This window comes from Paraferrimonas haliotis, assembly GCF_002282895.1.
GTDB lineage: Bacteria > Pseudomonadota > Gammaproteobacteria > Enterobacterales > Shewanellaceae > Paraferrimonas > Paraferrimonas haliotis.
The window spans coordinates 67,240-80,111 of the sequence record NZ_NRRB01000005.1 but is presented as its reverse complement, the minus strand read 5'-3'; the positions used below and the strand labels follow the sequence as shown (position 1 = coordinate 80,111).

Genomic DNA, 12,872 nt, shown 5'->3' with positions numbered 1-12,872 from the left:
CTAGCGAATAAGTCCTCGACTTGAATTTTCTACAAAATCACTGAAGCTCTTAACCTCGGGAAAAGTCGCAGCGTCTTCTGCCATTTTGGCCAAGGCTTCTTCCTTTACCAACTTAGAGCGAAATACGGTGCGATAACTGCGTTTAATGGCACTGATGGCTTCTTTACTAAAGCCTCTGCGCTTTAAGCCTTCTGAGTTAATGCCTCTTGGAACCGCTGCGTGCCCCGCTGCCATAACGTACGGCGGTACATCTTGCAGAACCAATGAACAACCTGCGGTGAACGCGTGCGCGCCAATGTGGACGAACTGATGGACACCGGTCATGCCACCAAGAATGGCCCAATCGCCCACATGGCAATGTCCTGCAATCGAGGCGCTGTTCGCCATAATAACGTTATCACCGACCCGACAATCGTGAGCAACGTGCACGTTTGCCATCAGCAAACAATTGCTACCAATTTGAGTAATGCCTTCGTCTTGAATGGTACCTCGGTGAATGGTAACGCCTTCGCGAACAATATTATTGTCGCCCATAATCAGTTGCGTTGTCTCACCTGCGTACTTCTTGTCTTGGCAATCTTCACCGATGGAGCTGAACTGGTAAAAATGATTGTTAGCACCAATGGTTGAAGGGCCTTTTACCACGACATTAGATTCTAAAATACAGCCATCACCTAATGTCACGCCTTTACCTACGTAGCAAAACGGTCCAATACTAACGTCTTTGCCAATAACGGCTTCAGGGTGAATAAAAGCTTGTTCACTTATCACAGTTAAATCTCGCGTCTTGCACACATTAATTCGGCCGAACAAACAACTTGTCCATCGACTTTCGCTTCGCCATAGAATACGCCAATGCCTCGGCGTTCTTTGATCATGCGAACTTCAAAAATCAACTGATCCCCAGGCACGACTGGACGCTTAAAACGCACTTTGTCGATGCCGGCAAAGTAATACAGCACTTCCGTTGGTGGGCGATCAATGGTCTTAAACGCCAAAATACCAGTGGCTTGGGCCATCGCTTCTAAAATGAGAACACCTGGCATAATCGGTTTTACAGGGAAGTGACCCTGAAAAAACGGTTCGTTGTAGGTCACGTTTTTCAGAGCGGTAAGGGTTTCGCCCACTGTATAATCCAGTACACGGTCAATTAGCATAAACGGATAACGATGCGGTAAGTACTCCAACACCTGGTTAATATCCATTTCTTTATTTTGCTCAGACACAGAGTTCGTCCTATTTATTTTGTTCAGATTTTCCAGCTTTTTCTAGTTGCTTAACGCGACTAAATAAGCCATCCAGCTGACGGAACCGGGCAGCATTTTTTCGCCAGTCTCGGTTGCTCATATGAGGCGTACCTGACGAATAAACACCAGACTCTTTAATGGAGCTCATCACCATGGTTCGACCGGTTAAGTGAACCTGATCGGCGATTTCCATGTGACCACTGATAGCAACCATGCCACCAATTATGCAGTGTTTACCAATGGTGGTACTGCCCGCTACTGTGGTACAGCCAGCAATGGCTGTGTGCTCGCCAATGACGTCGTTGTGGGCAATTTGCACCTGATTATCAATGATAACACCGTCTTTAATGACCGTATGATCTATGGCACCACGGTCAACCGTGGTACTGGCACCAATCTCTACTTGATTACCAATTCGAACACCACCGGTTTGTGGAATCTTAATCCAATGCCCACGTTCATTAGCATAGCCAAAACCATCGGCACCAAGAACCGTCGCAGAGTGAATTATACAATCTTTACCAATATGAACGTTGTGATACAGAGTCACATTTGGCCATAAGCGACTGTTTTCGCCAATAATACAATCTTGCCCAATGACACAACCTGGGCCAATTTGTACTCCGGGCTCTAATCGAACATTGGCACCAATAACCGCATTGGCTCCAATAGCCACGCCTTCCGCCACAGATGCGCTCTCGTCAACTACCGCCGTGGGGTGAATATCAACCGCGGCTGCTGGTGTTGTATCTAGCAGCTGAGCGACGCGAGCGAAGCCGACATAAGGGTCTTGAAGCACAATTGCGTTACCCTGATATAAGCTGGCATCTTGGGGGCTCAATAACACAGCTGCAGCCTTAGAAGACTGCAGTTGTGATTGGTACTTTTTATTGGCCAAAAAGGTAATTTGACCGGATTGTGCGTTTTCCAAGGTGGCTACGCTGTGGATGGCGATTTCGCCATCCCCTTGAAGCTCACCACCTAGGTATTGGCACAACTCTAAAAGAGTATAACTTTTCAATTAGTTACCTTTGCTTAACGCTTCAACCAACTTGTCAGAGATGTCTGTTTTTTCACTGGCAAATACTACCGCACCGCGTTGAATGATTAGGTCGTATTTCTCTTTATCAGCCAAGACTTTTAGTGCGGCTTCAACTTCACCTAGCAGCTTGTTTTGCTCTTCGTTTTGACGCGCACGAAGATCTTCTTCAAGGGCTTTACCTTTCAATTGAAGATCCGCTTGAGCACTTTCAATTTTACGCGCTAGTTCGGTTTTTTGTTGCGCGCTCATTAAAGCCGCATCTTTTTGTTGCTTTTCCATATCGCTGCGTAAGCTTTCTTGCATGCCGCGAACTTCGGCCATGCGATCGCCAAACTCAGCTTCAATTTTCTTAGCCACTTCTTCACGCTGAGGCAATTGCTGGAATACTCGCTGCATATCGACTACGACAATTTTTTCTGCAGCTGCGTTGGCTGTGAATGGTACCAAAACCATGCTCATTACTAACAACGCACTATTTAACGCTTTTTTCAAAACTAGCTCCTATCACTTTTATTATGTGGATACATCCAATTTAGAAGTGTATCCGATTTAGAATGTTTGACCAATATTAAACGAGAACACTTCGGTACGGTCGTTGTTTTGAGTCACCAAAGGTCTTGCTAAACTGAACACCATAGGACCCATTGGTGAAATCCATTGCACACTAATACCGTAGGATGCACGAATTCGCGATGGGTCAGAGAAATCATCAATCATCGCAAACTGATCCGCGGGTAGGAATCGATAGGAATCGTAATCAAATTCCGTATCCCATACGTTACCCACGTCAACAAAGACACTGGTACGGACACTGTTGCGATAACTTTCATCAAGAAACGGCGTCGGCACAATCAACTCGGCGGTAGCCGTAGCAAGTGCATTACCACCAATGGAGTTACCATTGTTTACACTCACTTTATCTTGTGGCCCAGGCAGCGTACAGCCACTGCCGCTTGGATCCGGAGCACAAGGCTCACCACTGCCGTATACATAGAATGAGCGAGGGCCTACCGTATTACTTCTAAAGCCACGCAGCGCTTGGCTACCACCGGCGTAGAAGTTTTCCCAGAAGGGTAGAATTTGATCATTCTCACCTACGGTACCGTAACCGTTGGCGTAACCTAGACGACCTTTGGCCATGAATACCCATTTGTGTTCCCGATCGATTGGGAAGTAATGGCGGGTTTCAAAATTGGTTTTGAAGTATTTCAAATCCGAACCTGGCACGGTCATTTTACCGTAAAGCTGCTGACTCGAACCAGCACTTGGGAATGTACCTCGGTTCAAGTTACTGCGATACCAAGATGCGTTGATTTCGAAGTTATCGAAACTCAAGTCGGCATCTGGATTGTTAGGGTCACGGTAAATGTTATAGAAGCGGACGGCTTGCTCGTAGGCCGAAATTTCAGAAATGGTGTTGTGGCGATAAGCCACACCGAAGTTCAGGCGGTTGTATTCGTTAATTGGGAAGCCAACATCGAAACCAACACCATAAGAACGGTTTTTATACTTTTCTAAGTTTGCTTGACCGGCATCGTATTCCTGCCAGTAAATGCTACCACCGGCACTAATACCGTCTTTAGTGAAGTACGGGTCTGAGTAACTTAGGTTTACGTTTTTCGAGTATTTGTTGGTATTAAGGTTTACACCAACTTGGTTACCGGTGCCCATAAAGTTACTTTGTTGAACGCCAAACTGAAGACTTAAACCACTTTCCGTACCATAGCCAACACCGCCGTTAAAGGAGCCTGAAGGTTGCTCTTTAACCACTACATTAACGTCAACCAAGTCGTCGGTACCGGGCACTTGAACCGTATCCGCTTCAACCGTTTCGAAGAAACCCAGTCGGTTCAAACGATCTTTTGAGTGCTCAACTTGACGGTTATTCAACCAAGCCCCTTCCATTTGGCGTAATTCGCGACGCAGTACTTCGTCTTTGGTCACTTGGTTGCCGGTAAAGTTAATGCTGCGCACATAAACCCGCTTACCAGGCGCTACGTTAATGTTGAGGGTAACTTCTTTGGTATCATCGTTGATTTCTGGATACGTCGTCACTTGTGGGTAAGCATAACCAAAGCGCCCTAGATACTTGGCGAACATGTCTTCGGTATAGGTGACTTCCGCTGCGTTGTACTGGCTGCCGTCTTTAATCGGCACCAGCAGCTTCATGATCTCTTCTCGCCCTAGCAAATCACCGGTTAGGTTGGTTTCCTTAACCGTATATTGCTCACCCTCATCTACGTTGATGGTGACGTACAGGCCTTTTCGGTCAGGCGTCATTGCCACTTGGGTCGAGGTAATATTAAAGCGAACGTAGCCGCGGTCTTGGTAATAGGCGGTAATGGCTTCAAGGTCGGCTTCCAATTTTTGCTTTTGGTAGCGACGTTCGCCAAAAAAGTCCCACCAGGCGACGTAATCGGTAAGTTCAATTTGAGCAATAAGATCTGCGTCGGAAAATGCTTGGTTACCAACGATGTTAATTTGCTGAATTTCAGCCGCCGCACCTTCAGTGAAGTTGAACTTCAGCTCAACCCGGTTCCGCGGTAAGTTAATAATTTGCGCTTCAACACGAGCACCGTACTTACCCACACCATAGTAGAAATCTTGCAGACCTTTCTCGATACCACTGAGCATGGTTCTATCAAGCGCTTCACCAACGGTTACGCCAGAGTCATTCAAACTTTCTTGCAACTGCTCATCTTTGATGTCCTTATTGCCTTCGAAGGTGACCTCTGCAATGGTTGGACGCTCGCGAACGTATATTTGCAAGACACCATCGCTTTCAGCAATTTCAATATTCTCAAAGTTCGCCGATGCATATAATGACTTCATCGCCGCTTGGATTCTGGCTTGGTCTACCCTATCTCCAACTTTAATGGGCAAGTTCAGCAACGCCGCACCGAGTGCTACTCGTTGTAAACCATCGATTTGAATGTCTTTGACTTCAAACGGCTCGAAATTCTTAGCCTGAGCGGAATTGCATACGCCAACACCGAGCATTAGCATGGCCGCCATAATTTTGTTCAGTCTCATAAAACTCTTCTAATTATGTTTTTTGTTTTTACCTGATTAGAGTCGGGCTATGTCGTTGAAAATGGCAAAACCCATTACTACCAGTAGGGTTGCCGCTCCGATTCTAAATCCTATTTCCTGAACGTTCTCAGGGACCGGTTTGCCGGTCACAATCTCAACTAAGTTGTACAATAAGTGACCACCATCCAATACCGGTAAAGGCAACAGGTTGATGATACCAAGGTTAACACTAATTAATGCTAAAAATCCGAGAAAATACACTAACCCATAACCGGCACTACTGCCAGCACCTTGAGCAATAGAAATTGGGCCGCTTAGGTTGTTTAGGGCAATATCTCCGGTAAATAACTTACCCAGCATACCAAGGGTCAAGCCCATCATATGCCAAGTTTTATCAGCGGCGGCGCCGATGGCTTCAAAGGGGCCAAAGCTTAATTCAATTTGCATGGCTTCTGGCCACTGAGCCGTTACCGGCGCAATTCCAATTCGGCCACTTACATTACCCTGGCGATCCGTCTCTGAATCGGGGGTTAAACTCACCTGCAGACGTTCGCCTTCACGATTAATTTCTAAGGGCAAAGGTACCCCAGGAGAACGTTTAATAACATCAACAAAACCCTGCCAGCTGTTCACCGGCTCACCGCCCAGCAAAATGAGCTCATCACCCACTTGCAATCCAGCCTTAGCCGCAGCACTGCCCTCAGCAACAAAGGCAATGGTGTTTGAAATTTCAGGTGTAAATGGCACCAACCCTAAGCTTGTGATGGGCGATTCCGTTTCTGGGTCAAATTTCCATGTGCTGCTGTCAAGTTGATAAGTAGCACTCGCTCCTCCGGATACTGGTTCAACCGTCACTTCTATTGAACTGTCGCCGATGTGGCCAATGATGGCCATTTGAGCTTCTTCCCAGTTTCTAACGCTTCGACCACTGATCGCGGTTATTTGCTTAGGCTCATCGACTTGAATCACTTGAGCGGGACTATCCGCTTCTACGTTAACAATGACAGGCTTTATCGACGGTACGCCGATCACCAACATGGCGTAATAAGCCAACACCGCAAAACCAAAGTTGGCCAGCGGCCCAGCGGCAATAATTGCGCTGCGCTTCCAGACGGACTTTCGATTAAAGGCTTGGCTTTTTAATGATTCTGGAACGTCTTCGACACGTTCATCGAGCATTTTAACGTAACCACCAAGAGGAATGGCTGCAATGACGTATTCACACCCGTCGTTGCCCACTTTGCGAAACAAGGTTTTGCCGAATCCTATGGAAAATCGCTCCACCTTAACACCACATTTTCGAGCCACCCAAAAGTGGCCATATTCATGAATGGCAATTAAGATCCCCAGTGCGACGATAAACGCCCCTAGGTTCCACAAAATACCCAGCATTAAAACCCTCTGTGCTTAATCAATTGATTGGCCAGCGCTCGAGCTTGCCTATCCCAATCCAAAACTGCCTCAATGCTCGTTAATGGTGTGTCGCCTAATCGTTCGACACACTCGCGGTTAATGGCGGCAATCTCAGTAAAGGTTATTTGTTCTTCTAAAAATGCACTCACCGCTTGTTCGTTAGCGGCGTTCAGTGCGGTTGTCGCTGCTTGGCCTCGATGGCAACAGTCTATGGCTAATTTTAATCCAGGATAACGTTGATAATCTGGTTCTAAGAAGCTTAATTGTCCGACTGAGAAAAAGTCTAAAGGTTCAACTCCAGCATCAATTCGTTGCGGATATGCCATGCAATGAGCAATGGGGGTGCGCATATCTGGGTTACCCATTTGCGCCAAGGTGGAGCCGTCTTTATATTGCACCATGGAGTGAATCACGCTTTGAGGATGAATAACGACCTGTAATTGTGATTCTGATGCATTAAAGAGCCATTTGGCTTCGATGTACTCTAGCCCTTTGTTCATCATGGTGGCCGAGTCTACAGAAATCTTTCGGCCCATCGACCAATTCGGGTGCTTGCACGCTTGCGCTGGTGTTTTTTGACTCAATTGGTCAATTGGCGTATCCAAAAATGGACCACCACTGCCGGTTAATAAAATGCGCTCAACGCCATGGCTTGATAACTTCGCACGGCCTACATTTTCCTGAACGGCCATCGGCATGCATTGGTAAATGGCATTGTGTTCGCTATCGACGGGTAAAATCTGAGCATTGCTGCGATTGGCTGCTTCAATGAACAACTGGCCCGACATAACCAGCGACTCTTTGTTTGCTAACAGCACGGTTTTTCCTGCATGCACCGCCGCTAGCGTCGACTTGAGTCCTGCAGCACCGACGATGGCGGCCATCACCATTGAAACCTGTTCACTTGCCAGTAATTGTTCAACGTCTTCAGACGTGTCTAAAACCTTAGTCTGGCTTACATCGATGAGTTGTTTCAGTTGTTGGTTGGCTTGTGAATCCACCATCGCCACGTATTTAGGACGAAACTCAGCAACAAGTTTCGCCATTTTCTCACTGTTTCGATTAGCCACCAGCAACACAACTTGATAGTGCCCTTGATTTCGACGGACAACGTCTAAGGTACTGCCGCCTATAGAGCCGGTGGCACCGAGAATGGCCAGTTGTTGCATAACTAATTCCACAACACTAAGAAGAGTAATGTAAACACGGGTAACGCAGCGGTTAGGCTGTCAATTCTGTCCAAAACACCACCATGCCCAGGAAGAATGCTACCCGAGTCTTTAATGTTGGCGTTACGCTTAAACATGCTTTCAGTCAGGTCTCCAAACGCGGATGCAATCGCAGTAATTAGCGCGATAATGATCATAGGTATCCATTCACTGCTTGGCACTAAATAGTGATAAACGCTCGCCAAAACCACAACCAAAGCCAACCCTCCAACAAAGCCTTCAATGGTTTTACCTGGACTGACGTTTGGCATCAGCTTGGTCTTGCCAAAGCGTTTCCCTGCGAAATAGGCTCCCGTATCGGCTCCCCATACGATCAAGAATACCGCCAATAGCAATAGCGCGCCGTAATAGTCGTTTTGCTGCGAGACCATAGACTTAAGAACACACAAAGAAACAAACGCTGGTAACAAGGTGAGCTGGCCAAACATCGACAACCACATTGGGCTTTTACGCCAAAAATTGGCGGCTTGCGGGTACATAAAGACCATTAAGGTCGCCACTAACCACCACGCCACACCTACGAAAAGAATGGCCAATAAAATCGGGTTAAGGCTGTCTAAATACCAGTATTGTTCTACTGGAACCAGCATCATCACCGCAAACATCAAAAGGCCTATGGTAATAGCGAAGGTCCAACGAGTTGCATTGCAATTGGGCGATATGATGTTTCCCCATTCTCTACCGGCTAAAATAAAGACGGCAAAAAATCCCCAAATAATATAGTCCGTTGGCACATAAAAAATGGCCAGTAAAACCAATGGTAATAACACCAAAGCTGTTGCTACTCGTTGTTTTAACAAAATAAACCTCTAATTTACGAAACCAGCACTAATGGCCGTTTTCAACTTGTTCGCCGGTTAACCCGAATCGACGCTGTCGATTGGCGAAGCATTCTATTGCGTCATAAAAGCTACTCTTTTCAAAGTCAGGCCACAATACGTCGGTAAATACCAACTCTGCATAGGCCGCTTGCCAAAGAATAAAATTGCTAATTCTGCAGTCGCCACCGGTTCGGATCATCAAATCCACTGGCTGCTGGTGCTGCATAGATAGACGCGATGCTAGTAATTCTTCATTGATGTGATTGGGATTAAGTTGGCCTTCTGCGACTTCTAACGCCAATTGCTGTGCGGCTTGAGTAATGTCCCAACGACCGCCGTAATTAGCAGCAATATTCAGCACCATGGCATCATTATGCTCAGTTTGTTGTTCGGCTTTCGCTATTTGCAGTTGCAGTCGTTCTGAGAAACGGCTGGTATCGCCAATCACATTTAGGCGAATACCATTTTTACTTAATTCTTTTACTTCTTTGGTCAGTACCTTAAAGAACAACTCCATCAGCAAGTTGACTTCGGTACTAGGTCGCCCCCAGTTTTCACTGGAAAAAGCGAATAAGGTTAGACTTTTAACGCCCAATTCTCGAGCGGCACTAACACTGCGACGCACCGATTTTACACCCGCTTGATGGCCAAATACCCGCTTCTTTCCACGATTCTCTGCCCATCGGCCATTACCATCCATGATAATCGCTACGTGCTTTGGAATCGCGGCTTGTGGTAACTGGGCAATCTGGGCCGGTATCGCAGACATTAACAGCCATCCTTATTAAAAATAAACGCCGTGTAGAATACCCTACACGACGCTTTAACTCTAGTGTCGGTGCTGTTTACGGCTAAATTTCCATCAGCTCTTTTTCTTTGTCCGCTAAGATCTCGTCGATCTTCTTAATATGAGCGTCCGTTAGCTTTTGCACCTCGTCTTTACCCTTACGAGCATCGTCTTCACCGATTTCTTTTTCTTTTTCCAAATCATCGATGTCGCCGTTAGCATCGCGACGAATGTTGCGAATCGCAACTCGACCGCTTTCCGCTTCTGCACGCACAACTTTAATCAGATCTTTACGGCGCTCTTCGGTTAACGCTGGCAGAGGAATGCGAATAACGGCTCCGGCTGACATTGGGTTTAAACCCAAGTCTGAGCTCATGATGGCTTTTTCTACTGCTTGGATAACACTGCTATCAAAAACGGTTACGGTAAGCGTACGGGAATCTTCAGTACCAATGTTGGCCAGCTGCTTCAGAGGCGTTTCAGCGCCGTAGTAGTTTACAGAAATGGTATCAAGCAAACTTGGGTGTGCTCTACCTGTCCGAACTTTAGCAAACTGACTCTTAGTCGCATCAACCGACTTGTCCATACGAGCGCTGGCGTCTTGTTTAATATCGTTAATCACGCTAAATATCCTTACTTACACCGAAATTTATTCGGCATTACTAATCAAAGTACCTTCCGACTCGCCCATAATGACACGTCGCAAAGCACCGGGTTTGTTCATATTGAAGACCATAATAGGCAGTTTATGATCTCGCGCCAAGGTAAATGCAGCTAAATCCATTACTTTTAACTCATTTTCCAGCACGTCTTGATAACTCAATTGATCGTGCTTAACGGCATCAGGGTTCTTCATTGGGTCATCGGAATAAACGCCGTCGACCTTGGTGCCTTTTAATACCGCATCCGCTTCAATTTCAACACCGCGCAAACAGGCCGCTGAATCTGTGGTGAAAAATGGATTACCGGTACCGGCTGAAAATATCACTACGCGTCCTGACTTCAGCAAACTGATGGCTTCGGCCCAATTATAATTGTCGCACACACCGTTAAGAGGGAACGCTGACATTAAGCGAGCATTTACATAAGCTCGATGTAAAGCATCCCGCATCGCTAACCCATTAATAACCGTTGCTAGCATGCCCATGTGATCGCCTACCACACGATTCATACCGGCCTTTGCTAAGCCTTCACCACGAAAGATGTTACCGCCTCCGATAACCAGGCCAACCTGCACGCCTTGCTCAACCAGTTCTTTAATCTCTTGCGCCATGCGATCAAGAACTTTTGGGTCGATGCCAAAGCCTTCTTCACCCATCAAGGCTTCCCCTGATAACTTAAGTAGTATGCGTCGTAATGTAGGTTTTGGATTAGTGCTCATATTATCATCCTGTTGGTAGCAAAACCGCGGCAATTGCCGCGGTTTTTAATGGTATCACGATAAGGTCAATTTAACCTTTCTTTGATGCTTCGATTTGTGCAGCAACTTCTGCAGCGAAATCTTCTTCTTTCTTCTCGATACCTTCGCCTACTTCTAGACGAACAAAGTTAACTACGTCTGCGTTAGCTTGGCTAAGCAGTTTGCCAACTTTCATTGATGGGTCTTTCACGAACGGTTGACCAGTCAAGCTGATTTCACCGGTGAATTTAGCCATACGACCAACAACCATCTTCTCTGCAATTTCAGCTGGCTTACCAGATTGCATTGCAATGTCGATTTGAATCGCTTTCTCTTTTTCAACTACGTCAGCAGGAACGTCTTCTGGCTTAACGAATTGTGGTTGAGAAGCTGCAACGTGCATAGCGATGTCTTTTGCCAACTCAGCGTCACCGCCAGTCAGGTTAGCAACAACACCAATGCGACCGCCGTGGATGTAGGTACCTAGGTTTTCACCTTCAACGATTACAGAACGACGAACGCTCATGTTTTCGCCGATTTTAGCTACTAGGTTTGCGCGAGTTTCTTCAACGCTTAGACCGTCGATAAGAGCAGCGTTTAACGCTTCTACTTCGGTGATCTTGCCAGCAAGAGCTGCTTCAGCAACCTTGTTAGCAAACGCTAGGAAACTTTCGTCGCGAGCAACGAAGTCAGTTTCGCAGTTAACTTCTACAAGCGCTGCAACACCGTCGCTCACTTTAGCAAGGATTACACCTTCTGCAGCGATACGACCAGCCTTTTTAGCCGCTTTAGCTTGGCCAGACTTACGCATGTTTTCAATCGCCAGTTCAATGTCACCATTGGTTTCAACTAGCGCTTTTTTACAATCCATCATGCCGGCGCCAGTGCGCTCACGCAATTCTTTAACTAGGGCAGCAGTAATTGCCATTGTTAAATCCTCTGTCACTTCAACTTTAAAAATATATAAAACAGGGGCCACGATGGGCCCCTGTTAACCAATTTCGGTATTGGTTAATAAGGGCAATGGAGATCCATTACACCTTATTATTCTGCAGCTTCAACGAAACCGTCTTGTTCAGCTTGTACAACTAGGTCTTGGTTGCGACCTTCAGAAGCAGCTTGCGCTACCGCTTTAGTGTAAAGTTGAATTGCACGAATCGCATCGTCGTTACCAGGAACGATGTAATCAACACCGTCTGGGCTAGAGTTAGTATCAACGATAGCAATAACTGGGATACCCAGGTTATTAGCTTCTTTGATAGCGATGTGCTCGTGGTCAGCACCAACGACGAAAATTACGTCAGGCAGACCAGCCATGTTCTTGATACCGCCCAAAGACTTTTCAAGCTTATCCATTTCACGAGTGCGCATTAGCGCCTCTTTCTTGGTTAGCTTTTCAAAAGTACCGTCTTGAGCTTGAGCTTCTAGTTCTTTAAGACGCTTGATAGATTGACGAACAGTTTTCCAGTTAGTCAACATACCGCCTAACCAGCGGTGGTTAACGTAGAACTGGTCACAAGAGATCGCTGCATCTTTAATTGCGTCGCTGGCTGCACGCTTAGTTCCAACAAAAAGTACTTTACCTTTCTTGCTGGCTACGTTGCTTACTAGCTGAAGTGCGTCGTTAAACATCGGTACAGTGTGCTCAAGGTTAATGATGTGAACCTTGTTGCGCGCGCCGAAAATCCAAGGTTTCATTTTTGGATTCCAGTAGCGAGTTTGGTGACCGAAGTGTACGCCAGCTTTTAGCATGTCGCGCATTGAAACATTTGCCATGTTAAATTTCCTCTGTGTGTGGGGTTAGACCTCCACGCTTCCCATTGTTCCTGACCTTTTCAGGCACCCCAGGCAATGTGACGAAACGTGTGTGATTTATGTTTAAGTTAAATGCCATTATAATG

General features: G+C 46.4%; 13 protein-coding genes. All 13 read right to left on the bottom strand.

Annotation, left to right across the window (positions count from 1 at the left end; genetic code table 11):
• The 13 genes from lpxA to rpsB all read right to left on the bottom strand — a co-directional run bounded on the left by lpxA (position 1) and on the right by rpsB (position 12,747).
• Positions 1-771 (bottom strand): acyl-ACP--UDP-N-acetylglucosamine O-acyltransferase, encoded by a 771-nt coding sequence (gene lpxA, locus CLC91_RS11265; RefSeq protein ID WP_095498867.1) that lies wholly within the window; start codon positions 769-771, stop codon positions 1-3.
• 2 nt (positions 772-773) lie between these two features.
• Positions 774-1,205 carry a 3-hydroxyacyl-ACP dehydratase FabZ gene (gene fabZ, locus CLC91_RS11260; RefSeq protein WP_095499001.1) on the bottom strand — a complete coding sequence of 144 codons (432 nt, stop codon included), beginning with the start codon at positions 1,203-1,205 and terminating at the stop codon, positions 774-776.
• A 31-nt stretch (positions 1,206-1,236) separates the two neighbouring features.
• Positions 1,237-2,268: a UDP-3-O-(3-hydroxymyristoyl)glucosamine N-acyltransferase gene (gene lpxD, locus CLC91_RS11255; RefSeq protein WP_095498866.1), complete on the bottom strand. Its 1,032-nt coding sequence runs from the start codon at positions 2,266-2,268 to the stop codon at positions 1,237-1,239.
• On the bottom strand, positions 2,269-2,781 hold the full coding sequence (locus CLC91_RS11250; protein WP_233132619.1) for an OmpH family outer membrane protein: 513 nt from the start codon (positions 2,779-2,781) through the stop codon (positions 2,269-2,271).
• Positions 2,782-2,838: 57 nt separating this feature from the next.
• Positions 2,839-5,322, bottom strand: coding sequence for an outer membrane protein assembly factor BamA (bamA, locus tag CLC91_RS11245; protein ID WP_095498865.1), 2,484 nt, complete (start codon positions 5,320-5,322; stop codon positions 2,839-2,841).
• A gap of 36 nt (positions 5,323-5,358) precedes the next feature.
• On the bottom strand, positions 5,359-6,714 hold the full coding sequence (rseP, locus tag CLC91_RS11240; RefSeq protein ID WP_095498864.1) for a sigma E protease regulator RseP: 1,356 nt from the start codon (positions 6,712-6,714) through the stop codon (positions 5,359-5,361).
• A complete protein-coding gene (gene ispC / locus CLC91_RS11235) occupies positions 6,714-7,904 on the bottom strand; it encodes a 1-deoxy-D-xylulose-5-phosphate reductoisomerase (RefSeq protein WP_095498863.1) in 1,191 nt (396 codons plus the stop codon). Before ispC ends, rseP begins: the two co-directional genes overlap by 1 nt.
• Positions 7,905-7,906: 2 nt before the next feature.
• Positions 7,907-8,764, bottom strand: a complete 858-nt coding sequence (locus CLC91_RS11230) for a phosphatidate cytidylyltransferase (protein WP_095498862.1) — start codon at positions 8,762-8,764, stop codon at positions 7,907-7,909.
• 28 nt (positions 8,765-8,792) lie between these two features.
• The gene (locus tag CLC91_RS11225; protein WP_095498861.1) at positions 8,793-9,554 is read right to left on the bottom strand and encodes an isoprenyl transferase; all 762 of its coding nucleotides are present in this window, start codon (positions 9,552-9,554) and stop codon (positions 8,793-8,795) included.
• Between the two features lie 82 nt (positions 9,555-9,636).
• On the bottom strand, positions 9,637-10,194 hold the full coding sequence (gene frr, locus CLC91_RS11220; RefSeq protein ID WP_095498860.1) for a ribosome recycling factor: 558 nt from the start codon (positions 10,192-10,194) through the stop codon (positions 9,637-9,639).
• Positions 10,195-10,221: 27 nt separating this feature from the next.
• On the bottom strand, positions 10,222-10,953 hold the full coding sequence (gene pyrH / locus CLC91_RS11215; RefSeq protein WP_095498859.1) for a UMP kinase: 732 nt from the start codon (positions 10,951-10,953) through the stop codon (positions 10,222-10,224).
• Between the two features lie 70 nt (positions 10,954-11,023).
• Entirely contained in the window at positions 11,024-11,899 is an 876-nt protein-coding gene (tsf, locus tag CLC91_RS11210) for a translation elongation factor Ts (RefSeq protein ID WP_095498858.1), read from the bottom strand.
• Between the two features lie 116 nt (positions 11,900-12,015).
• Positions 12,016-12,747 (bottom strand): 30S ribosomal protein S2, encoded by a 732-nt coding sequence (gene rpsB / locus CLC91_RS11205; protein ID WP_095498857.1) that lies wholly within the window; start codon positions 12,745-12,747, stop codon positions 12,016-12,018.
• Between the last annotated feature and the right edge of the window lie 125 nt (positions 12,748-12,872).